The sequence below is a fragment of the Candidatus Bathyarchaeota archaeon genome (assembly GCA_026014585.1).
Lineage (GTDB): Archaea > Thermoproteota > Bathyarchaeia > Bathyarchaeales > Bathycorpusculaceae > Bathycorpusculum.
The window spans coordinates 446,381-466,810 of the sequence record JAOZIA010000002.1; the positions used below are offsets into that span (position 1 = coordinate 446,381).

At 41.3% G+C, this 20,430-nt stretch carries 20 protein-coding genes and 1 tRNA gene; 13 read left to right on the forward strand and 8 right to left on the reverse strand.

Annotated features, from left to right (window positions below; genetic code table 11):
• The first annotated feature begins 9 nt into the window (after positions 1 to 9).
• From NWF01_02555 to NWF01_02580, 6 genes are all read left to right on the forward strand, one after another.
• Entirely contained in the window at positions 10 to 1,107 is a 1,098-nt protein-coding gene (locus tag NWF01_02555) for a hypothetical protein (protein MCW4023899.1), read from the forward strand.
• A 144-nt stretch (positions 1,108 to 1,251) separates the two neighbouring features.
• Positions 1,252 to 2,391: a hypothetical protein gene (locus NWF01_02560; protein ID MCW4023900.1), complete on the forward strand. Its 1,140-nt coding sequence runs from the start codon at positions 1,252 to 1,254 to the stop codon at positions 2,389 to 2,391.
• A 288-nt stretch (positions 2,392 to 2,679) separates the two neighbouring features.
• The gene (locus NWF01_02565; protein MCW4023901.1) at positions 2,680 to 3,930 is read left to right on the forward strand and encodes a Glu/Leu/Phe/Val dehydrogenase; all 1,251 of its coding nucleotides are present in this window, start codon (positions 2,680 to 2,682) and stop codon (positions 3,928 to 3,930) included.
• Positions 3,931 to 4,008: 78 nt separating this feature from the next.
• The gene (locus tag NWF01_02570) at positions 4,009 to 4,623 is read left to right on the forward strand and encodes a DUF116 domain-containing protein (GenBank protein ID MCW4023902.1); all 615 of its coding nucleotides are present in this window, start codon (positions 4,009 to 4,011) and stop codon (positions 4,621 to 4,623) included.
• Positions 4,624 to 4,654: 31 nt separating this feature from the next.
• Complete coding sequence (locus NWF01_02575) at positions 4,655 to 5,680, forward strand: archaeosortase/exosortase family protein (GenBank protein MCW4023903.1); 1,026 nt, start codon at positions 4,655 to 4,657, stop codon at positions 5,678 to 5,680.
• A 55-nt stretch (positions 5,681 to 5,735) separates the two neighbouring features.
• Positions 5,736 to 5,863, forward strand: a tRNA-Ser gene (locus NWF01_02580).
• A gap of 75 nt (positions 5,864 to 5,938) precedes the next feature.
• Here NWF01_02580 and NWF01_02585 read toward each other — a convergent pair.
• The gene (locus NWF01_02585) at positions 5,939 to 6,970 is read right to left on the reverse strand and encodes a radical SAM protein (GenBank protein ID MCW4023904.1); all 1,032 of its coding nucleotides are present in this window, start codon (positions 6,968 to 6,970) and stop codon (positions 5,939 to 5,941) included.
• 382 nt (positions 6,971 to 7,352) lie between these two features.
• Positions 7,353 to 8,234, reverse strand: coding sequence for a radical SAM protein (locus NWF01_02590; GenBank protein ID MCW4023905.1), 882 nt, complete (start codon positions 8,232 to 8,234; stop codon positions 7,353 to 7,355).
• 223 nt (positions 8,235 to 8,457) lie between these two features.
• On the opposite strand from NWF01_02590, the gene NWF01_02595 reads away from it, so the two are divergent.
• Entirely contained in the window at positions 8,458 to 9,045 is a 588-nt protein-coding gene (locus NWF01_02595) for a zinc ribbon domain-containing protein (protein MCW4023906.1), read from the forward strand.
• 15 nt (positions 9,046 to 9,060) lie between these two features.
• Here NWF01_02595 and NWF01_02600 read toward each other — a convergent pair whose 3' ends face one another.
• From NWF01_02600 to NWF01_02610, 3 genes are all read right to left on the reverse strand, one after another.
• The gene (locus NWF01_02600; GenBank protein ID MCW4023907.1) at positions 9,061 to 9,924 is read right to left on the reverse strand and encodes a zinc ribbon domain-containing protein; all 864 of its coding nucleotides are present in this window, start codon (positions 9,922 to 9,924) and stop codon (positions 9,061 to 9,063) included.
• Positions 9,925 to 10,102: 178 nt separating this feature from the next.
• Positions 10,103 to 11,050, reverse strand: coding sequence for a zinc ribbon domain-containing protein (locus NWF01_02605; protein MCW4023908.1), 948 nt, complete (start codon positions 11,048 to 11,050; stop codon positions 10,103 to 10,105).
• A gap of 123 nt (positions 11,051 to 11,173) precedes the next feature.
• Positions 11,174 to 11,920: a hypothetical protein gene (locus NWF01_02610; GenBank protein ID MCW4023909.1), complete on the reverse strand. Its 747-nt coding sequence runs from the start codon at positions 11,918 to 11,920 to the stop codon at positions 11,174 to 11,176.
• Between the two features lie 152 nt (positions 11,921 to 12,072).
• On the opposite strand from NWF01_02610, the gene NWF01_02615 reads away from it, so the two are divergent.
• Both NWF01_02615 and NWF01_02620 read left to right on the forward strand, forming a co-directional pair.
• Positions 12,073 to 12,435: a zinc ribbon domain-containing protein gene (locus NWF01_02615; GenBank protein MCW4023910.1), complete on the forward strand. Its 363-nt coding sequence runs from the start codon at positions 12,073 to 12,075 to the stop codon at positions 12,433 to 12,435.
• On the forward strand, positions 12,414 to 13,436 hold the full coding sequence (locus NWF01_02620) for a Stp1/IreP family PP2C-type Ser/Thr phosphatase (protein ID MCW4023911.1): 1,023 nt from the start codon (positions 12,414 to 12,416) through the stop codon (positions 13,434 to 13,436). The genes NWF01_02615 and NWF01_02620 overlap by 22 nt, the downstream gene beginning before the upstream one ends.
• 22 nt (positions 13,437 to 13,458) lie before the next feature.
• Here the strand turns inward: NWF01_02620 and NWF01_02625 are convergent, their stop codons facing one another.
• Both NWF01_02625 and NWF01_02630 read right to left on the reverse strand, forming a co-directional pair.
• Entirely contained in the window at positions 13,459 to 13,935 is a 477-nt protein-coding gene (locus NWF01_02625; protein ID MCW4023912.1) for a hypothetical protein, read from the reverse strand.
• A gap of 2 nt (positions 13,936 to 13,937) precedes the next feature.
• Positions 13,938 to 14,819 (reverse strand): VWA domain-containing protein, encoded by an 882-nt coding sequence (locus NWF01_02630; GenBank protein MCW4023913.1) that lies wholly within the window; start codon positions 14,817 to 14,819, stop codon positions 13,938 to 13,940.
• Between the two features lie 364 nt (positions 14,820 to 15,183).
• Between NWF01_02630 and NWF01_02635 the strand changes: the two genes are divergently transcribed.
• From NWF01_02635 to NWF01_02650, 4 genes are all read left to right on the forward strand, one after another.
• Complete coding sequence (locus tag NWF01_02635) at positions 15,184 to 16,476, forward strand: VWA domain-containing protein (protein MCW4023914.1); 1,293 nt, start codon at positions 15,184 to 15,186, stop codon at positions 16,474 to 16,476.
• 12 nt (positions 16,477 to 16,488) lie between these two features.
• On the forward strand, positions 16,489 to 17,031 hold the full coding sequence (locus tag NWF01_02640; GenBank protein ID MCW4023915.1) for a zinc ribbon domain-containing protein: 543 nt from the start codon (positions 16,489 to 16,491) through the stop codon (positions 17,029 to 17,031).
• Positions 17,032 to 17,132: 101 nt separating this feature from the next.
• Positions 17,133 to 18,179 carry a protein kinase gene (locus tag NWF01_02645; protein ID MCW4023916.1) on the forward strand — a complete coding sequence of 349 codons (1,047 nt, stop codon included), beginning with the start codon at positions 17,133 to 17,135 and terminating at the stop codon, positions 18,177 to 18,179.
• A 16-nt stretch (positions 18,180 to 18,195) separates the two neighbouring features.
• Positions 18,196 to 19,284, forward strand: a complete 1,089-nt coding sequence (locus NWF01_02650) for a protein kinase (GenBank protein ID MCW4023917.1) — start codon at positions 18,196 to 18,198, stop codon at positions 19,282 to 19,284.
• Between the two features lie 3 nt (positions 19,285 to 19,287).
• On the opposite strand, the gene NWF01_02655 is transcribed toward NWF01_02650, so the two are convergent.
• The gene (locus NWF01_02655; GenBank protein MCW4023918.1) at positions 19,288 to 20,349 is read right to left on the reverse strand and encodes an acyltransferase family protein; all 1,062 of its coding nucleotides are present in this window, start codon (positions 20,347 to 20,349) and stop codon (positions 19,288 to 19,290) included.
• Positions 20,350 to 20,430 lie beyond the last annotated feature (81 nt).

Genomic DNA, 20,430 nt, shown 5'->3' on the forward strand with positions numbered 1-20,430 from the left:
GTTTGTTAGGTGGCAAACAGGGCGTGGTTAGTGTTATGCTGCACTCTACTAGCAGCAACTCTATGCATAGCTGAGACGCCAAATAGTTTTGCAACTGAAGAGTTAACAGAGAACACATGGACGGTTCTGCCCGAGCAACCCTACACGCTATTTGCTGCAGTTGCAGTTGTTGATGGAAAAATTTATGCTACTGGTTTTGATAGCACGGGCAAAAACTTTGTAATCGTGTATGACCCACAAACAAGCACATGGAACACAAAGTACCCATCAGTTGACAAGCCCTGGGACGGAGCAATCCAGCCGGCAGTCTTTGCCACCGCAGTATTCAAAGATAAGATTTACTGCTTTGGAGCGGGAGTTTACAGAGAAGGCATCATAAACAACAAAGTATACGATACCAACACCAACCACTGGTCAAACATAACACCAGACCCACACTCAAGATATGCTCCGTCTGCATGTGCTGTTAACGATATAATTTATGTTATGGGAGGCGGCGGAGACGGGCCAGGAACAACTTTGGTAGAAGCCTACAACCCAGCAACAGACACATGGACCACCAAACAACCCATGAACAAACCTGCAGGTCGCCCCAGCGCAGTAGCCGTTGAGAATAAAATCTATGTTTTCGGAGGAGACTACATACAAGTCTACGACACCTTAACTGATAGGTGGAGAACAATTACCGAGTATAAGTTAGACACACGATACGTTTGTGGCCAAGGCGCAACATCAGGCAAGTATGCACCCCAAAAAATATACCTGTTTGGAACCGAAAAAGTACTAGTTTTTAATCCGCAAACAGAAACAGTTGAAACTAAATTCACATACCCGTTTTTCTCAACTATCGGCTACTACCAAAGTTTTAACACCGCAGTGATAGCGGATATTTTCTACTTGATTGGCGGAGGAGGAAGCGGTCACATGATTGATTATATGTATGTTCCGTTAGGCTACAGTGCAACCAGCCCAAATGATGGTGCAGGTGGCGGTTTGTCTTTGGTTTTCACAGTGGCAGGCATAATAGTAGCCGCAGTAGTGATTGCTGCTGTAGGGGTTTTAATGTTTTACCGCAAACCTAAACAAAACAAATCTCAGCTACTTTAGATTCAGTTTTTCATTTAGAGTTTATTATATACACCAAAAATAGTTTTTTAAATGCAGTTACCAGCTATCAATAAAACATTTCAAGACACCATCAACAAATCTTATAAGACAAAAGCTTGCCATACCTTCTTAGAGGATAGAGAAGTGGCAAATAGGGCTTGGCTTGTGCTTTACTGCTTTCTTCTGTTAGCCATTCTTTGCATAGCTGAATCTCCACAGGTCCTTGCTGCAGAAGAATTGGAGGCGAATTCTTGGACGACTTTGCCTGAGCAGGAGATAGAAACCTTGTGTAGTGTTGTTGCTGTGGATGATAAAATTTATTGTCTGAGCTTTGTGTTGAAAGACACATGGATAAGTACTGTTTACGTATATGACCCACAGGCTAACAGTTGGGAAACCAAAACGGCAACCTCTGACAAACCTTGGGGAGATGGTGAAATCCAGCCTGCACAATTTACCACAGGTGTAGTTGGTGACAGCATCTACTTTTTTGGACATGGAGTTTACATGGAAGGCATGCTAAACAATAAAGTATACGACACCAGCGCTAATCATTGGTCAAGCATAACACCTGACCCACACTCAAGAATTGACCCAGCTGCATGCGTAGTTAATGGTAAAATTTACTTGATAGGCGGGTCAACTTCAAGCTTGATTGAAACCTACGACCCCGCAACAGACACATGGGAAACTAAGCAATCACTAAACAAGCCAGTACTAGACCCAATGGCAATTGCTATTGGTGATAAGATTTACGTTTTTGGAGCAGGATACATACAATTCTATGACCCCCAAACAGATCAGTGGAGAACAATTGGCGAGCTTCAGCTTAATTATTATTGTAGGTGTGCTGCAGCCACAACTGGCAAATATGCGCCACAAAAAATCTATTTCTTCTCACCAAAGGTTATACAAATATTTGACCCCCAAACAGAAACACTTGACAACATGCCCTATCCAAACCACACAATCCCCGAATACATAACCAAGCAGTACCCTAACGCTATTTTTGGAAATACTCTCGACAGTTTTCAAGTTGCAGTAGTTAATGATGTTTTTTACCTGATTGGTGGAAGTGTAGCTGGCAGAAATCAGTATGGGTCTTCAATCGAGAGCTTTAAGGTTGATTATCGTTATGTTCCTTTGGGTTACAGTGTATCTTCCTCGAGTGATGGCGATGTGAATTCTTGGTTGTTTTCTGTGGCGGGTGTGGTTGTTGCTGTGGCGGTTCTGGCGGGAGCAGCGGTTGTTGTTATACGTTTCAAACATTCCAAACCTCCTTAAACCGTCAACATTCCTATTAGCCACCTATTTGGAGCCTATTAGAAATACTATGCAGAAACGATAGAGGGGTAGGGGTAGCTGCGTTTCTATTTGGAGCCTAATAGCCAAACTATGCACAAAAGATAGAGAGAGGTCTAAGAAGTCCCTAAGAGGCAGGTCACTATGACGAAATTTCAACCAATTAAATATTGAAAAAATGTTTTTTGAATACAGAAGCATCAACCAGACAAAGAGCAACTCTTAACTTGTCCTGCACTGTTAACATTTTCTTGTTAGGGGGACACTTTTATGGCGCAAGAACAAGGCAGCTTAAATGTTGCACAAGAACAGCTCAGGCTGGCAGCAGAAAAACTCCAACTCGACAGCGGCATCCACCAGATGCTAAGCCAGCCTAAACGTTCCATTACAGTTAGCATAAATATTCACCGTGACGACGGTGCAATAGGTGTTTTTCAAGGAGTCCGCGTGCAGCATTGGGATGCGTATGGTCCATTCAAGGGCGGCATCCGCTACTACCCCGACGTTACGTTGGATGAGGTTACTGCTTTAGCGATGCTGATGACTTGGAAATGCGCTATTGTAGATGTTCCCTTTGGAGGCGCAAAAGGCGGTGTATGCGTGGACACCAAAAAACTAAGCAATCCCGAACAAGAACGCATAACACGACGCTACGTCAGCTTAATTTACGATTATCTTGGTCCACAACGAGACATTCCAGCTCCTGATATGTACACGGACGCGCAGACTATGGCTTGGATAATGGACACGTACAGTCAACTCAAAGGTTACAGCGTACCCGAAAGCGTCACAGGAAAACCTGTTGAAATTGGGGGTTCATGGGGCAGAGTAGAAGCAACAGGCAGAGGCGTAATCCACTGCATAAAACAAGCAGCCCAAAACAACAGTCTAAAACTCAAAGGCGCCAGCGTTGCCATTCAGGGCTTTGGAAACGTGGGATATCACGCTGCGGTAGCGGCAAGGGAAATTGGCTGCAAAGTAGTGGCGGTAAGCGATTCCTCAGGCGCTATTTATTGTCCGGACGGATTAAATCCACATGGCATTTTGGAGTATAAAGAAAAAACGGGTTCTGTGCAAGGCTACCCGGGCAGCAGAAACATCAGTAACCAAGAATTACTTGAACTAAAATGTGACGTTCTCATACCCGCAGCCTTGGCTGGGCAAATCACGGGTAAAAACGCGGACAAAATCAAAGCAGAGATGGTTGCGGAAGCCGCTAATGGACCAACCACGCCAGAAGCAGATAAAATCCTCGACGAGAAAGGTGTCTATCTGATTCCTGACATTCTCGCCAACAGTGGCGGCGTAACCGTGAGCTATTTTGAGTGGGTGCAAAACCTCACGCGGGAGCAGTGGACGCTTGAGATGGTGAATCGTAAGCTTGAGGAGAAAATGAGCAAGGCGTTTAATGATGTGGAAGCAGTTGTGACGCGGCAGGAAAGCGACATGAGAACGGGTGCTTTGATGTTGGGTGTGGGTAGAGTGGCAAATGCCATAAAAACGCGGGGACTATGGCCATAACAACTTTTCTTTCTGTTACATTTAATTCCAAAAAAGACACAGGTATTTTTTTAAGCTTGAAAATGAGATAATTATCTTATGCCCTATAAGTTCACATTTGACTTGTCCAAGGTTCCACGATTTTTCTTTACTGAACTCGCAACAGTTAGTTATCAGAAGGGCATGCATAAATCCTTAATCACAACGCTGATGGACATAAACAAAAAATTCAAAATCCAAGAAGCCACAGGACTCAACCTAAACGATTCACTGGTACTCATACAAGACATACTGGATTTACAAGCAATCAACATGATTGAACGCAAAAAGTTTCTAAAAACCAAAAAAAGAGCCCTGTTCCTTCCACACTGCAGCAGAAAATATAGGGATGGACGATGCAAAGCAGAATTTAACTCCGAAGTTCCATCCTACACCTGTGCACATTGCTCCCCAGACTGCCTAGTTTATCAGGCAGAGCAATATGCCAAACAGAAAGGCTATGACGTGTATGTCTTACCCGGTGGTTCCTGTATTCCCAAGATTTTGGCAAAAACACATTATGAGGGGCTTGTGGGTGTTGCTTGCGGGGAAGAAACCCGATTGTTAGGTCCAATGCTTGAAGCAATGAATGTTGCTGGGCAAGCTATTCCGTTGATTAAAAACGGTTGCGCCAACACGGTTTTCAGCATGGAAACCCTTACAAAAACCCTCTAGATTTAATTCAGCTTTAGCCAATAAGTATACAATGAACAGTCAAGAATCCAAACCCCAAATTTTCAAATTAAAAATTAATCACGAAACCAAAATTCGGCTGCTACCCCTGATTGCCTTTGTAGCTGCGTTTGTTTTGCTGGGTCTTCTTGAACCAAACTCTTTTGGAGCGTTGTGGAAGGGTAGAACTTTTGAGTTATTCTTCATCTGGCTCATTGGATTGGAGTTGATGTTAGGCTGGGACACATTGCCAACAAATAGGCTGGACAAAAAAGTCTGGGTAAGAAGGATTCTTTTTGGTATTTCCTTGTTGCTTCCCATCTTGTATGTTGTCTTGTCGTTTTATGGTGGACTAAACAATGCAATAACTACTCTTTCTGTTCAAAATGGGGTAGCTTGGGCTTCATCGATGCCGCTTTCAACAGAATACCTAGTTTTCGGGTTATTTTTCTGTATAATGATTTTTCTGGCTTACGGGAAGAAGGGTTTAGCAGCATTTGCCATTCCAGTGTTTTTTGCAGTCTTAATCGGGGCAATCTACACTATCGATAATGTTTTTCCGTATGGACAGTTTACGCCTTTTCAAATCTTTGTTCCAACAACCGCAGCAGTAGCCCAATCAGTCCTTGCCGTAATGGGGTACCACACAAGCCTGGACACTTCGCAGACACCAACGCTCCAAGTTTGGGGCACATCAGGAACCACACAGTTTCAAATTGCTTGGCCATGCGCTGGAATTGAAAGCCTGCTTATTTTCACGGTGATTGCTTTGCTGTTTTTGAAGCGGATACCACTTTCTTGGAAGGCTAAAGCAGGGTTTTTTGCTTTGGGAGCGGCTGTGACGTATTTGATTAATATTTTTAGGATTGTGTGGATTTTTTTGTTGGGGATGAATTTTGGTGAGACCTCGGCGCAGGTGCAGGAGTTCCATTTCTACTTTGGCCCCATGTATTCGATGACGTGGATTATTGTTTACCCGCTGATTCTGATTTTGGGGTTGATGCTTTGGCAAAAACACAAAGCACCTAAACAGACACAAAAAACAATGAAAAAAACGTAAAGGCACCTCTTTAAATGAAAACTCTTTTAGCTACCACAGCAACTTTTAACGGTGAGCCGGGGTGGCGGAGTGGTTATCGCGCCAGCCTCGAGATCTAAAAAATGGGCAGCCAGACCAAAAGGTAAGGCAAGATAGCTGGTGGGCTTTGTGCTCGCAGGGGTTCGAATCCCTTCCCCGGCGCCAAACTTATGCCCCGAATAAAGCCAAGATACTTGTTGAAATAACCCAAGAGACAAAAAGAAACTTACCTTAACAGGTTTACATTAGAAGTTTTAGGTAAAATTTCGGATTTGAACAGATTTCTTCTCTGACTGCTTTAAGGATAACCCCCTTTGAAGCAAGAGAGGCTTCTCGGAAACAATTAATAAAACAGGACATGTCCCTTCCACATGTTGTATCTGGACAACAGTTTTTGAGATTTTGACAATCTCTTAGGTTGAATATTTTTTGGCGCATATAACAGGGAAAAACGTCTAGGTTACAATCAATCACCAGTGAAGTTCTTCCTGCTGTGCAGGGGTAACGCATGGGCAACCCGTCATGTGCACTGACCACATCTCTTAGATAACCAGAAACCGTTGCCACATCGGAACCAAGCAGTTTCATTTCTAAGACTTTGGCAACCATGTTTCTAAGGTTCTTTTGTGTTTGAAAGTGCGAGCAAGACAAGTTGCCCCCAACGGTGAATGTTCCATCATTTAAGGAAAAGTAAGGATATGACATAGCAAATGAAATACCTAATTGATCGTTGACGTAATGGATGGTTTGTTCAACATCTTTCACTGTCCAAGTGGGATTAAGAAAAGTGATGGCGTATAACCTTAATCCGCATTTTTTCGCAACTCGTATGGTTTCCTTAGCCGTTTTTGATATCCCGGCAACATGTTTTGCTTGATCCCAGAGTCGTTCATCATAGTGATCAACAGAAACTGATAAAATATCCAAGTTCTTGCTGATATCTATCAAAGTGTTCGGACTAATCGTGCCGTTAGATGTTATGGAAGTTATCATGCCCTTCTTTTTTGCATACGCCAATACCTCAGCCAAATGAGGATACAACCCAGTTTCGCCCCCTGTGAAGTAAATAAATGAAAAACTATTTTTCGCAAGCACATCAACCGCAAATGTTGCATCATCAAGTGATAGGTCAATGGGTTTTGAAGCCCAAATGTTGCATCTATCCAAGCACATTGCATTGCACCTAGTTGTAACTTGAAGGAAGGCAAATTTTAGCTCTCCAAAATTTCTAAGAAAATGAGAAAAAGCGTTTGCCGCTACTGTTGCTTTCAAAAGCCTCACCGTACAATCATGGTTCTTGGATTTATTCAAAAATATGTCGAACACAGCACTGGCGTTATCCAGTTGAATGTGTTCGCTTAATGATACAGCCTAAATCTGCTAATAAATATTTTTCAATGTGTCAACCTCGAAAAAGCGATAACCTAATTTCTACGCAAGTTAACGTTACTCTATTAATGCCATTAGGTCTTGCCCACTCCATCTTTCTAAGTAATAGCACGGGTTTCGCCTGTCCAACGTGGACATAAAAAGAGTTGTGGAGAAAACGAGATTTCTGGCGACACCATCATTCTAAAAAGTTTTAATCTCTTCCCCAACACCAAAAAACATACAAGACTAACTCTCGATGATGTTACTGATTTCAGTGATTTGCTTATGGGTATACTGATATCTTCACCATTTTTCTTAATTCTCTAAGCATTTTTAGGGGTGTTTGAAAAGACCCAGCTAAACAGCCACAGCTGGTGCAATCTGCATTTGAAAAACATCTTCTTTTGTTCCAGGAAACATCCAAATGAAGGGCACCATCCCTCCAGGGGCAATCACGTGTGTGGTCTGGATATTCATACCATTTTATCATTGCTTTTGTCATCAAGAAACGCTTAGGGTATAATGCCTTTGCTTTCTTTAATTCTTCAACTATTGGGGTTCTTTCGTTTTCCTTGACTACCATAGATGAAGAAAAATCCAGTCCACCAGCACATATGTTACACACTACCCCATCAAATCCATTTTCATCTGCAATTTTTATGACACCGTCAAGTTCCTTGTAGTTATCTTTGGTAAGGGTCATATTGATGATAACGCGTTTATCTCCTGAATAATTTTTTATTACCCTTGAAAAAACGCCCTCGCCTCTAATGGCATCATTTGTTTTTGATAATCCATCTATCGAAACAAACAATCTGTGCTTAAACTCGTCTGGTATTCTGATTGTTCCGTTTGTTATAACATACACTAATGGAAATAGTTTATCTGCAAGCATTAAAACGTCTGGTCTTAGCGCAGGCTCGCCGCCCACCAGTAAAACAGCTCTTATGCCTGACTTATACAGGTTTTCAAATCTTTTTTCCCAAACAGAAATCGGGAGATCTTGTGTTTTAAGGTCCTTTCTATCTTGAAAATGATAACAGTGTTTACACCTGAGGTTGCAATTATCCGTGATATCGATTTCCGCGAAATATTTTGTTTTGAATACACTTCTCTTTAGTTCAAGCCATAACAGGTACAAAAGTGTCTGAGCATAGTTTTTCATAAAAACGTACAAGTTGGGCAACAGTTAAAGTCTTCTTACTTTTAGTCTATAAATCATCATGAAACTAGAAAGAAAACATATAACACCATCCTAAGTTCAAACCTGATATGTTACGGGAACCAGAAAACTAACGAAAACAGGTTTAAGGGCGATTTTATGTTTGGTTTGTTTTCCCATAAGGCTTAAATTGTTTTTACGCCGAGTTAGACTTCGCTGTGAGTCTATGGTGTTTTGCCCTTCGTGTGGAAAAGCCAATCCTGACGATGCAGTTTACTGCAATTACTGCAGCAAACCAATTCCTAGACTAAATAACAGATACCCTGCTTCACCACCAAAAGCCCCCATTATAACACCACTGCAGATAACCTCAAACAGACCCCGTATAGCTAGGAAAGTGGAAACGGTCTTGATTTTTTTAATCATTATTCTCATAGTAGCGTTTATATTATTGGGCAGTGAAGCTGGACATGAAACGCTTATTTTCGCCAACATTTACACTGACACATATAATTCTTATGGGACTGAAATATACAGGATAAATATTGACATCAAAAACATTGACTCGACCCCTAAATTAATAGATTCGATTTATCTTAACGGAAACCCCTATGATAGTTACAGTTTACCATCTACTCCAGAACAATATGGGCTACTGAAACAAATAGTTCAGCCAGATCAACACGTCTACGGACAAATTCACTTACCAACCACGTCATATGGAACAGGTGACTGGAACAGAGGAGATTACGTAAAAGTCAGCATTAAGGCATCTACCGGTGGAGATTGCACTACCTCCGTGCATCTAGCATAACTGAAAATATGTGGATTAGTAGATTTTTGTGTCATCTTCTTCTTTTAGAGACGCCCCACATCTGCCGCAGAACCGATTTTTTACAGGGCTTATTTTGCCACATCTGAAACACCGTACGGTACCTGGCGTCAGCATTGGTTGCTTTTGTTGTACTAAGTAGTGACCGCATTTGCCACAGTAAACTAAACCGGGCACTATTTCAAACCCGCAATTTGGGCATCTAACCATGGCGGGTGACTTCGCGTAGGGCATCAGTTTTCTGCGGGATTGCACAGAGTTTCCGTAATCTGCAAGTAAAGCACCTGACTCGACAAGGGCACCACATGCACAAATCGGCATGCCCAGCAGGGCTAAATTGTAACCTATATTGTTTATTATTGAATGCTTGTCAACGTTGTCTGCTGTTATTAAGCCAACAGAGAGTAAAACTGCTCCAACAGCAACAACCCAAGCATATCTTGTTAAGAGGTTTCGACGTTTTATCCAAAACATTGCGGCTGCATCTAGGTAACCGTTTAAGCAGTCAACAATTGTTCCTGTTACTCCAAAAATGGAAACCATAATTCCGAGTAGGTATATTCCAAAACCTATATTGTTTTGAAATGTGGATTTATCTAAACTTCTGGTAATAATTGAACCTATAAAAAACAGGCTTATTCCTGCTGCTGCTATTGTTGTCCTTATGAAAAGTGATTTTTTATAGTTTATGTTGCAAATAATGGTTGATGTGATTATCCCGAAAATACCGAAAACGATGATTACTACTCCTACAAGAATGACACCTAAACATGCATAATATTCAATCGAATATTTTGTCCATGAACCCAAAAGAGAGGAACCAATAATAGATAGGATCAGCCCTCCAGCTATCTCATACACATCATTGTTAACAGCTTTTGGATGGTTTAAGCCAGTTCACCCTCTACAGCCTTGAGAGCAAAATTTTGCTTTTTGCTCAATTGTGTTAAGATGTTTTATTGACCTTTTTGCTTCTTAAGCTTTTATTATAAAAGGGGCAGATGTTCAAAAAAACAAGCCGTAACTTGTTCGGGTAAAATTAAAGTTGTTTTCCGCATTTCCTACAGAATTTCGCTGTTCCCCTGTTATCTGCACCGCAACTCTTGCATCTAATAATGGCAGGCTGTGCTGGGGCTGGTTTGACTACGGGTGCGGGAGCGACTGCTGGCACGACAGGCGTGTTTTGTTGAGTTGGGATTTGTTTTGGTGGTTGTGTTTTTATGGTTTTTAGTTCTTTTTTGGCACGAACAAACATGACACTGACAAGGCTGCAAGCTGCAATTAGCACTATCGCGACAACCCATAGGAGCCAGTTAGTTGAGTATGGGTTTACTACAGACATGTCTAGTGTTACGTCTGAGGAAGAAGTAGCATAACTAGCTTGATTAGCTGGAATTAGGGTTATTGTTTCAGTTGCACCTTGAGCTAACAGACCAATTGATAACGTGTAAGTTATATTGGTTAAACTTAGGCTAACCAGATCTCCTTCTTTAGAGGTGCTGGGTGCTGTTAAAGTAAGTCCGGGGCTTGTTGTATTCACCCATGTCAAGCTTGCTTTGTTGGTTGTACCGTTACTGGCAACTATCCCACTTATATATGCTTCAAAATTCAGAAGCACACTCATATTTTCGCCAGTTGAGGATATGTAACTAAGACCAGTTAGTGTGGCGTTTCCTTTACTAATGGGATTAATACTTCCAGAGAAGCTATCACTTGAAATGCCCGTTATGTTTTCCAAGTTCAATACCAAGTTTAGGTTGCTATTGATCAAGGTGCAGGAAACATTTGCTTTTTCTCCAGGGCTGATTGTTCCCGTGGTCATGTTTATTGTTGAACTGAAACTGCCTGAAATCCAATCGTTACTTACTGAGAAAGAACATGTTTTTGTTTGGGTTTTTGCTTGAACGACAGTGATACCGATTGCTGTAAGCAGAAATATACATAGAAGAGTTACTACCACTTTACTGGCAAATCGTCTGTGGGACATATTATCCTATAATATCTCGTTGCCTTTTTAAGGTTTGTCGATTAAAGGGAGTTTAGATTTTTCTTAAAATACAAAAAATATCAAAATAAATGTCGAGATAAAACAGCAAAAAAGAAGCAACTATTAAACTATTGACCAAGCAATAGCCAAAGAAAGGGCAAGCCCAGACTTTTTTGAGTTCACTAACGTTGCAATTTCATCACAGGCAACCTGAGGATTATTGAACTTGGCGACTTTAGCCACTATTTCTTTCTGCCCAATTACGTGGGGTAAATCAAGATTGCTTAGGCAAATATAATCTCCTTTTGCCATTGATATGCTGATGTAGGGGTCTGTCTTGGTTCCTTTAAACGTTTGAATTGTCTCATTCTCTTTTACCAGCAAAAGTCTTGGACCATCAATACATAAGGCTGTGACGACCCCGTTGTCTATTATGCTAACCAGCAGTCCTGTTTCTTCTTTTTCTTGGGCGTTAGAGAATGCAAAAGGGTATTGTTGGTCTAAATGCTCTTTTAACTCAGTTAAACACTGCTTGTAGTTTGTGTTTTGTTTATCCCACGTAACATGAGACAAGAGCATACTTAGCAGGTTGCGTCCATCTATGACTTTTGCTAACCCCTTCACAATAACACACAGTATTCGTCTGTGGTTTTCCTGATTAAACAGTGAAGTTACATCCAGCAGTGTGAAACTGTCTTTATTTTCTACTTCTTGACTTGCTAAACTGGAATAGCCAAAAGCGAGTTCTTGAAAAGGTGTTGACTGAGTACTCTTTGAAGTGGTTACTTTTGTGATGGGGCTTCCGCATGATTCGCAAAATGCAGCTTTTTCATTATTTGGTTTTCCACAGATTTCGCAGTAGTTACTCATTTTTCTTCGCCAGAACCATTTTTTATATTGCTATTAACCCTTTTTAAATTGAGCGGGTAATCCCCTGTTCCCTTGATTACCGCAAACCAATTAAATACCTACTTGACATATCCATTATTCATCAAATTCCAGAGATGAGTACAAGGTTGAACATGCAAATTTCAGACCTCGTTATTCAATGGAAAGCGGCGGCTGCTTCGTATTTACCTGAGGCACTAAATATAGCAGCAATAGTTTTGATAATCGTAACCGCTGTTCTTCTAAGCATTTTCATGGTTCTTCTTCTTAAAACCAAAAAGAAAATAAAACTTGCAAAATCCAATCAAAAAACTGCAGAAGTGCTCTGCTGGAAATGCAAACAGAAAAACACTTCAGCCGCAAAATTCTGCCGAGCATGTGGAGCAAAATTACTCAGCACTGCATCTGCACCCAGCAGTGTTGCTTGCCCAAAATGTGGCGCGTCTAATTCATCCACAGCGAGGTTCTGTCGTAAATGTGGAAAACCATTAAAGTAGCTTACACAAAAAAGCTTTCAATCTTAATTACTGTTCTGGCAGTAGTTGGAGTTACAGCTTTTTGGCTTTTTGTGCCACACGGCGGAGTGTACAACCTTCTGGACATTCTCTCATCAACAATAATTGTGGGTTTCTCAATTCTCTTATCCATAAGCATAAGCAGTTACGCTGAGGAAAGAAAAAAGATTCTGAAGCTTAGAAAAGCAACAAAAAAAAGTTTTCTTTCAACAAACGAAATCAGTTGCATTTCAGATATAGGAAAAGTAAGAGAACTCGACGAGGACAGCGTTTTTGCCTCAAGAGTGTTCTCCACAATAGGTGGTGTGACAAGCCAAAAAATTTTGATGATAGTAGCTGACGGCATGGGCGGTCACAGTAAAGGTGAAGTCGCCAGTGCATTAGGAGTTGCCACAGTTGTCAATCAGTTAATCCCCCAGCTCATGTCACCTAAAGAAGTTGACTACAAAACTGCTTTATCTTCAAGCTTAAAAGAAGCAAACAGTGCCATCCTTAACTATGCAATGGATCATCCTGAATGTGAGGGCATGGGCACAACCATGACTGCATCAATTCTGGACCAGAACAAAATCTACATTGGACATGTTGGAGACACAAGAGCATACAAAGTCACTGACGAAACAATAGTCCAGCTAACAAAAGACCACTCGTTAGTGCAGGAACTGGTTGATAAGGGTCAATTAACTGAAGAGGCAGCAAGATATCATCCGCAGAAAAACGTTATAACAAGAGTTGTAGGCGTTTACGCAGACGTTAATGTTGACACGTACGAATATCCGTGGGGTAATAATGAGCAACTGCTAATTTGCTGTGACGGCTTAGTTAACCATGTTAAAGACAAAGAAATCCAAGAAATCACCCTGTCATCGCCAAACACTCAAGAAGCATGCAAAAACCTCATAAACTTGGCAAATGACCGCGGCGGCAAAGATAATATCTCAATAGTTTTAACACCGCCACTTGAACGCATCTTTAAAAATTAAAGGTATTGAAATGTTTTTTCAGTTAGTATCCGCGTTGGAAGAGGTTGAAGAACCATTGTTTTATCGAGTTGATTTTTGCTGCAAATAGTAAACTGTAGTAAACCAAGTATGCACCAGCAAGAAAACTCATCACCATTACCATTATACTAACGGATGACATTTCGGCGCCTGCTTGAGCAATTTTTAGTCCTCCCAGTAAGAAGCAGAAGACACCTGCAAAAAGCCAAAAAGACCAGTGCATTAACATTTTTTCATAGAAATAGATGGTTTCTCTTCCAATCAAAATGCTGTTTTTAATGGTTCCAATAGCAAAAAACACAGGAACCCCCGCGGCAGTCATTGTTGCAATAGTAACCAAAACCCTGTTTGTTAAATCACCAGCGATTAACACAAATAAACCATCATCAAACCCTGCCATGTAAATTAGGTATACACCGCAGAGAAACAGGGGAAAATTATTCCAGAACTCATGTTTCATAGACCATCTAAACTTTTGCATAATTAATCCTCCTCCGTTTCTAGCCGTAACCTGCATTTCCCACAAAACTTTGCCCCGGGTCTAACAGGTTCACCGCATCTTGGACAAGTTGCATGTGAAAGGTACAGCGGCGAACGACATGATCCGCAGAATTTTGCATCTGCCCTGTTCATGTGTTCACAGTTGGGGCATCTTATTCCTTGCACGGTAGGTGGTCTTTTGAGGATTGTCGTTTGGACTGCACGTGTAAGGATGGTTGCGCCTTTTTCAAGTTCAGGAAGGAACAAAATCAAAGGAATCGCTATCATCATCAGTATACGTGAACCATAATGTAAAGTGGGCGAAATCACTGATGTTGCTATCTGCTTGAAGTTTTGAACAAGCTGCGACCCCGAAGCAGCAAAGAAATAAAAGTTTGCAACCGCGTCTGGATCACTGGGGTTTCCGCGGATAGCAATTTGCTGGCAAGTGATTATGTCCGCATCAGCTCCAAACGCTACAGAATAAACAGTAATACCGTTGTTTGCGGCATCATCTGCTGCATCTACTGGCGTGGACCTTCTATCGGAGTTAGTGCAGCCGTCGGTCATTGAAACAATAAAATAAGCAGTGCCTGAGTCTTTCGAATTTTTAATTTGATCCACAGCTTCCTGCAAGCCATCCCCAAGCGCGGTCCCACCTATATAGCTGAGTTGATTAATTGCAGTATTTAATTTGGCGGCATCTGATGTTAAGGGACAATTAATATACACATTATCGGAAAATGAGATTAAAGCTACTTGTATGTTAGGTTTGGTTCCCACCTGAGCATCCTGCACAAAGTTTAATGCGGCTTCTTTTGCTGCATCAATTTTTGTTTGAGTCCCCGTTCCTGAAGAACTTGACATGCTTCCAGAAACATCCAAAACCAAGTAAACCGCGTATTTACCTTCTGATCCAGAGACTGATAGATAACTGGCAATACCTGCTGTAACAAGAATAGCTATTGCAATGATAATTTGCAGTTTACGCTTGTCTTTTTGCTTCGTTTTTACACCAGCAGTTCCTTATTTGCCAATAAGTCACTTTAAGGTTTGTGGTACTACCTCTGAATCAATTAGCCCACAAAGAAAAAGCCCTCTTTTTTGCGGCAGAAGTAGCGTAAGACTATAAAATGATTCCGAAAAAATCTGCTAACAAAAGAAATGATGGACGAAGGTGAATCAAAAATTTTAAAAAAAGTTTTTTCCGCAAGAATTAAAAAGGCATAGCTTCCATATTAGGAAGCCAGTGAGCGACTTGAATTCAGGCATAGACCTTAAATGTATTGTAAATCGTGAGCATTTACAGTCAGATTCTAAAGCTCTTGTATATCTTGCAATGGACATATCTCCCCCCGAAGTTTCCCCTAATACCCCAAACGATTTACAGCCAGTCAACCTCTGCATTGCGCTAGACCGCAGTGGTTCAATGAAAGATGAAAACAAAATTGAACAAGCAAAAATAGCGACAATGCAGCTAATCCAAGAATTAAAACCCTCAGATTTTGTTTCGCTAGTCACTTTTTCAAATCGTGAAAAAGTTGAAGTTAGTTCACGTTCAGCCGCAGACATCTATGCCTTCAGCAATGCTATAAATCAAATAAACGCACGCGGCGCAACAGACATTTATTCTGCATTACAAGCTGCCCTCAACGAGGTGGCTCAGCAACGGGCGGTTTTTCCAGGACAACCTGTGAATCGTATCATCCTGCTAACAGATGGGCAACCGACTTCGGGGAAAGATAAAATTGAAGAATTTGTTACTCTATGCGAGTTAATACGCAAAAATGATATTTCCGTGACTACATTGGGTTTAGGGAGCGACTACAATGAACAGTTGCTAACCACCATAGCATCAACAACAGGCGGATTATGGTACCACGTCACTGACCCAAACAATCTGCCAATGCTTTTCAATGAAGAACTAGTCGAAATGAAAACTGTTGTTATGCAAAAGCCTGAACTTCAAATTCAACCCATGTCAGGAGCAGAAATTGAAGATATCCACAAGGTTCGACCAGTATTAGACCTTGTTCAGAATCCTGAAATACGACAGGGAAAATACATTTTGCCCCTCAATGACATAGTCGGCGGGCAACCTCAAAACGTTGTCGTTAAAGTGATGTTGCCTCCAAGACAGGATGGAAAATACCGAATTGCACAAGCAACACTCACAGGCGGCGGAAAAACAATAACCCGCGATGTAGTGGTAACCTACACAAACGACCCCTCGTTATATCAAAAAGAAACAGACCCATATCCACGCATTCTTCTCATGACTTCAGATGGCACTATAATGCTACGGCAAGGCGTGGCCTCTGGAGATGAGACAGTGATTAACCAAGCCCAAACAATACTCAAAAAAACAATGAATGACCCGAACGCAGTAACAGTTGTTAGAAACAACGAACTCACCATGGACATGGTTAATAGATTTAACAATTCCTACGAGAAAACCGTGATAAAGAAAGGCAATCTCTCTGACGAAGAGAAAAAGAAGGTTATCTCTGAAACAACAATATTGAAAAAGAAGAGTAATTAAAGGTGAAAAAATATGAACTGCCCAAAATGTGGAAATGACAACCCCTCAGACAATAAATTCTGCGACAATTGTGGAAGCGAACTAGTATCAACCGTAGCAGCACCAACACCTGTATCTACAGGTGGAATTGAATGCTCAGCTTGTAAAGCAGCAAACCCAATAGGGTCAGCCTTCTGCGAAAGCTGCGGCGCAAGCCTAGAAAGCGCTTCAGCACCAATAGCAGCACCTGTTGCACCACAACCAACTTTTGCACCACCTCAAGCACAATTTGCGTTAGTCTGCCCAGATGGAACAGAAATATCGATATCCTCAAGCAAGACCATTGGACGGCTTGATTTAGCAAAATATGCCGCGCCAAACGAGACCATGTGGATTTCAAGACAACACTTTGACATATTGGAGGAAAATGGGGCACCCTTCATCATTGACGAAAAGAGTGCTAACGGAACAAAACTTAACGGAAAAGAAATCAAACAGCAGGGAAAGCAACAGTTAAAGAGCGATGACGAAATTATCGTCGGCGATGCAGTAAAATTAGTGTTCAAAATAAAATAGCAGTCGCTTTAAGTCGGAAGGGGTAAGCTCTGATTAAAGGCACGACAATCCAAGGCTCTAGAGGTTACTATGTCATTGATAACTTTCTACTCCAAGGTGGCATGGGCAAACTCTACTGTGGACGGTCATCAACAGGAAGCAAAGTTGTAATCAAAGAACCCATTCGAAAAGGCGACGCTGACGATGCAATCCGCATTGAAAAACTAAAAGTTGAAGGAGAAAGTCTCTCCAAGGTATCCCACAAAAACATAGTTCGATTTGTCGATTGCAGAGAAGAGCCCAACAATTACTACCTAATCATAGATTTTATTCCTGGAAAAACAATGAAAGATGCTTACTGGAGAAACCCCACGAACGAAAATGAAGCTAAACAACATGCAGTCACTATCCTTCAAGCCTTAGGCTACCTACACAACATGAACATTATCCACAGAGACGTAAAACCACAAAACGTGCTGCTACCAAACGACAAACCTGTCATGATTGACTTTGGAGGCGCAAAATACGGGTACATGCAACTCCCCTTAACCTTTGGCGACACTGTGGTTGGCACCCCCGGATGGACTGCGCCTGAACAAATGCATGGGATAACCGCACCCAGATGCGACCTTTACGGTGTAGGTGCCATCATGTTTTTCCTCTTAACAGGTTGCCCCCCACAAAACTACACTAAAGCTGATGGCTCTGTTGAGTCCCCACGAAAAATAAACCCGAGGATTTCGCTGGAAACAGAAAGAATCGTGCTTAAAGCATTAAGTTTTGACCCCTCCAAACGTTACCAGATTGCAGAGGATATGATACGGGAAATCCAAGGCCAATGTGTCTCCCAGGGCAGTGCTCACGTTTTCTGCAGAGGAACAAAATATGAGCTCTCAAGAAGACTTGGTATTGGGCGTTCGACTTCTTGTGAAATCGCCATTAGTGACACCATGGGTTTTGTTTCAAAACGTCATGCAGAAGTTTTCCCTGACCAAGGAAGATACTGGATTGAAGACACACAAAGCACAAACGGCACCTTCTTGTACCGTAACGGTGTTTTCCAAAGAATCCAAAGAAGCGAACTTCATGACGGCGATTTGATAGCGTTGTGCTATAAAAAAGATAAAGGACCCTACATAACCCTAACGTTCAAGAAAGGCATCAATTGAGCTGGGAGAAACCGCTTTGCATGAAAGTCATGGAAACGGAAGCATCCTTGTAAACCGGTTTGAAATATTAAGTTTGTTTAAAACAACAGAGCTTGGTCAAACCTACCTAGCTTTGGACAGGGTGACTCAGAAGAGAGTGGTTGTTAAATGCGTCAAATGCACTGCTAGTAATGAACGAAACAGTAAAATTAAGCTTGAACGACTTATGGTTGAAGCAAAGGTTTTACAGTCTCTTAACCATCCATCCATAGTGAAGTATGTTCACTCTTGGGGTGACAGATTCGACTTCTACTTAGTCACAGAATATGTCGACACAAAAAACATGAAAGAAACTTTTTTTCACAAACCCCAAAAACGAGCAACTGTAATCGAGTATATTCTTCAACTGCTCGAAGTCACAGAATATCTGCATTACAAAGGCGTAGTCCACCGAGACATTAAACCCTCAAACATACTGCTAAGCGACAACATAGTGCTGATAGATTTTGATGCATCTGAATCCTGCTACCTAAATTTTGACCACAAAAACGTAGTCATCGGCACGCCCGGATACCAATGCCCTGAATCATTCCAAGGCGTAATATCCCCACAAAGCGACATATTTTCAATCGGCGGAACTATTCTTTTCCTGCTTACAGGTGAAAATCCCTCAGGTAGCCTGACACGGTTCCGAAATCTCCCCGTTGAACAAGACCTGCTTGAGATAGCTTTTAAAGCCTTAAACCCCGATCCCGCTTTGAGGTTTAGGACAGTTTTTGAGATGAAACAGAAGCTGCTCAGTTTAACCAGTCCCCAAGCAAAGCTTGTGATGGGCGATGTACAGTGTCTACTCATGAAAAATCTTGTTCTTATAGGAAGAAGTGTTGACGCTGACTTTAAAATCTTGGATCCCTCAAAGTTTGTGTCACCTATTCATGCAGAGGTTGTTTTTGAAAACAAAAATTTTTTCATTTCAAACAAAAGCATAAACGGCACCTTCATTTACAGGCGTGATGAGTACCGAAAAATCGATAAATGGGCACTTCGTGACGGCGACGTAATTGTGTTATGTTACAAGCCCCAGAAGGGACCACACAAAATGGTGAAGTTCAGGCAAATTTCTTAAACATTAACCTATCACATTGTCAATGTACGGTATTTTCTTTACCAAATAGACTATCACCGAAGTTAACGTAAGCGTTACTAAAACAAGCAGGGGTATAGCTAAAACCGCGTTCATAGTGAAAACACTTATCCTAAAACCTAAGTAACCTAACTCAAACGTTTCAAGAACAATAACGTGCAACAGATAAATTGCTAAAGTGTTTTCGCTAATCCAACGAATTAAACGGTTAACGTAAACATTTTTGCTTTGGATTTTTTTCGGTGAAACATTGAACAACAATAAAAACAGTGCTGTTGAAGAGATGATAATGTTAAAATTTAAAGGGTTATAGAAAAAGTTGAAGAAATTTCCGCCTGCATAAGTGGTTAAAGAGTAGGTGCCAACTATTGCGCAGATAACTCCCAAAATTACGCCAAGTAGCAGTATGCGTGTCCGTTTGACTTCAACCTCTTTAAGGAAGCTTCCCAACAGATAGTAACCTACCCAACCTGCAAAAACAAACATCACTGGGGTTAAGTCAAAAGAAATGAATATTGTTAAAGACGGAATAATTGTGCCAATAAACGTTAACGCCAACAAGTACTTGAATTGATTGCGATTCATGTTTTTTATTAATACTCGTAAAATAGGCGTTGCAAGATACAAGCCCACAAGCAAATACAAAAACCACAAATGATAATACGAACCAGCAAAAATCCCGTGCATAATTTCATTTGTTGAAGGAACTGTTCCAGCGACCTTAATACCCCAAACAAAATAGATTATGGTCCAGAAAACCAAAGCTAAACCTATGCGGTTGAACCTTTTCTTAAAGAAAAACCGTATCGGTTCATCAGCTTTGCTTTTGTCAAGCAGTAACGCACCGCTTAACATGACAAGTAATGGGATGCCCATGGCTCCAAAGGATGCATAAAAATTGCTGGTCCACCAGTTTGACATGACATCCGAAGTGACTGCTGCGGGTATAATGTATGGGAAGGCTGTGGCGTTAAGAAAAATCACAAGTATTATAGCTACAACTCTGATTATGTCGACTGAAGTAACATCGTGGGTTATCTCTTCCAATTTTTTCCTCTAACATTTGTTTGTATCGATTTGCTTTTAAAGTTGGCGATAAAACTACAGGCTACTCAGTGTTTACTTGGT